Source organism: Mycolicibacterium vaccae NBRC 14118 = CIP 105934, from assembly GCF_001552715.1.
In the GTDB taxonomy this organism is placed as follows: Bacteria; Actinomycetota; Actinomycetes; order Mycobacteriales; family Mycobacteriaceae; genus Mycobacterium; species Mycobacterium vaccae.
In genome coordinates, this window is record NZ_BCRS01000297.1 from 1 (window position 1) to 2,911 (window position 2,911).

General features: G+C 72.6%; 2 protein-coding genes and 1 pseudogene. All 3 read left to right on the forward strand.

The annotated features are described in order from the left end of the window. On the forward strand, positions 1–1,039 hold a 1,039-nt coding region (locus MVA01S_RS29350), incomplete at its 5' end, for a ubiquitin family protein (RefSeq protein ID WP_110899849.1). 29 nt (positions 1,040–1,068) lie between these two features. Beyond that, entirely contained in the window at positions 1,069–2,451 is a 1,383-nt protein-coding gene (mycP, locus tag MVA01S_RS29355; protein WP_003934049.1) for a type VII secretion-associated serine protease mycosin, read from the forward strand. Then, a pseudogene (locus MVA01S_RS31770) lies at positions 2,441–2,911 on the forward strand (hypothetical protein); the annotation flags it as partial. The gene mycP and the pseudogene MVA01S_RS31770, both read left to right, overlap by 11 nt.

Below are 2,911 nucleotides of genomic sequence, written 5' to 3' on the forward strand. Positions count from 1 at the left end.
GGCCCGCCGGGTCGCGTACCTCGGGGTGTGTCTGGTCGCCGCGGCCTGGGTCTACCTGGTGCTGGTCGACGCGTCGAGCCCGCGGCGCGCCGCGTTGCTGGGCCTGTCCGCGTTCGTCGCCGTGACGCTGCTCGGCCTCGCCGCCGTTTCTTCGCGGTCGGGCGGATCAGCCGAGTCCGGCGCGGTCCTGGGGTGGGCCTGCCTGCCCATCGCCGCGGCCGCCTGCTGGGCCGGTCTGTCACCCTACGGAAGTCCGGCCCTCGCCGGCGGGGCGCTGACACTGGTCCTGCTCTGCGCGGCGGGGTACCGTCTGGTCGGCGCCGGCGCGGGAGGCTTCACCACCGCCGGGGTGTTCTTCGCCTGCGGGGCAATTGGATTGGCAATCCATGCGGCTGGCCTCACCGTCTTCGAGGCCGCGTTGTGCCTGGCCGTGGGGGCCACGGTCGCGACGCTCGCCGTCCCCCGGTTGACCGCGCGGTTGGACTACTCCGGCCCCGGCCGACCCGATCCGACGGATGGGCAGGAATCCACGGGAACCGTCCCGCCACCCGGCGGCGAGGACGTCGAACTACGAGTTGCCCGGTCACGTTCGCTGCGCAGCGGCCTGTACGCCGGTTTGGCGGTGGGCGCCGGTTCTGCTGGCGCAGTGGTCGTTTGGATCGGGCCGAGCCCGTCGGGACCGATCCCGTCGTGGCCCACCCTGACGTTCGGACTGGTGTGTGCCGCGGCGCTGGGGCTGCCCCGCCCCGGTGCCCGCACCGGGTTAGCGCCGGCCGCGGCGGGCGTGCCTGCGGTGGCTCTGGTCGTCGCGCTGGCCTTCGCCGCGGTACGGGGCGATGAGCCGATGTCGGTGGCAGGCGGCTCGGTGCTGGTGGCGTGCGCGATCGTCCTTGCCGCCGTCGGGGCCGGGTCTGGGTCGGCCCAGCCGCATCCTCGACAGCGGGCGCTGCTCTCGCTGTGTTCGTACCTCGCCTTCGCTCTGGTCGTGCCCAGCGCACTGTGGGCGGCCGGGGCGTATGCGAGATGGGGTGTCGGGTGAGGCACTGGACTCGGGTCGCGGCCGTGTGCATGTTCGTCGGCGGCATCGTGGCCTGGCCGGCGCCTGCGGCGGCCATCGAACCGCCGGTCATCGCCCCCGGTCCCCCGCCCACGGGACCCGTCGCCCCGACGGATCCCACTGAGCAGAAGACGGTGTGCGCGCAGGCCGCCACCCTTCCCGGCACCCAGTTCCAGCGGCGATCGGTCGGTGACATGATGCTCGACTACAGCGCCGCCTGGCGCTTCTCCCGGGGAGCAGGCCAGAAGGTGGCGGTGATCGACACCGGCGTCTCACCCAACCCCAGACTGCGGAACCTCCAGCCCGGTGGCGACTACGTCTCGTCCTCGGACGGTCTGGCCGACTGCGACGCGCACGGCACCCTGGTGGCCGGCATCATCGCAGCCGCGCCAAGCCCCGACGACGGCTTCAGCGGCGTGGCACCGGAGGCGGCCATTCTGTCCATCCGACAGAACAGCGGCGTGTACTCGGTGAAGGGAACGGGGCCGGCCCAGGACGATCCCAATGCGACGTCGGCTGGGTACGGCAACACCCAGACACTGGCCTACGCGATCGTGCGGGCCGTCGACCTGGGGGCGACCGTCATCAACCTGTCCGAAGCCGCGTGCGCCCCGGTAGAGACGAACATCGACGACACCGCGGTCGGGCAGGCGGTGCGCTACGCGTTCGAGCGCAACGTCGTCGTGGTCGCCGCCGCGGGAAACCTTGCCTCGCAAGGCAAGTGCAGCGTGCAGAACCGGATGGACGATCCCAACCTGCCGGTGGCCGATGCGTGGGCTTCGGTGCGCACCGTCGCCAGTCCGGCGTGGTTCTCCGACTACGTGCTGACCGTCGGCGCCGTGACACCGGCCGGCCGTCCGGCCGAATTCTCCCTGCACGGCCCGTGGGTCGACGTGGCGGCGCTCGGCGAGCAGATCACGTCGCTCAGCCCGACCGGTCCGGGCCTGACGAACGCGTGGCTGAATCCGACTGCCGGTCCGGTACCGGTCAACGGCACGAGCTTCGCGGCCCCCTACGTCTCCGGCGTCGTCGCGCTGGTGCGGTCGCGGTTCCCAGAAATGTCGGCAGGCGAGGTGATGGAGCGGATCAAGCGGACGGCCCGGACGGCGGCGTCGGGCGCCGATGCCGCCGTCGGCTACGGCGTTGTCGATCCGGTGGCTGCGCTCACCTTCGAGGTACCGGCCCGGCCGTCAGCCCTCGACGCCGTGCATGCCGTGACCGCGCCGGCGCCGGCCGGCTCGGCGGACCACCGTGCGCGCAATCTCGGGCTCGTCGTCCTGCTCGCGTGTGCGGTGCTCGCAGGCATCGCGATCACCGTGCTGGACATGCCCGACGCGGGAGTGGACCGAGCATCACCGGCATCAAGAGAATCGGAGTACGACAGTGACAGATGACGCTCAGCTCGCCCGGCAACCGGGCGCGCAGGATCCCGACGACGTGGACAGACGGGCCGCTGAACTGATGGCGCGTCTCGCCGCCCGTCAGGGCGGGCAGGACGCCGCGCCCCGAGAACCCGTCCTCAGCGCCGCACCCGACCAACCGGCGTCACCAACGGAACCGCCTACGGCCCCAACGGAGAAGGAACCCGTCAGTCCACCGGCCTACGTCCCACCGGCACTCGGCCGGACCGACGAAGAGCAGCCGTCGTCCGACGGAAGGAAACGCACCGGGCGCCGGATGGCCGCGCCGCCGTGGCAGCCGGCGATCGATCCGCCAATCGATCCGCCGCGCGAGGGCCCCCCCACAGCGGGAGATCGCGGTCTCGACACATCGTCGGATGTCGCCGACGAGCCGGGTCGCGGACGTCCCGTGCCACCACCGCCGCCCCCACCGCCGCCCCCACCGCCTCCCGGC

What these genes read in the sequence shown, in the direction of transcription:
- mycP (WP_003934049.1), top strand. Translation starts at nt 1,069, where the DNA reads ATGTTCGTCGGCGGCATCGTGGCCTGGCCGGCGCCTGCGGCGGCCATC.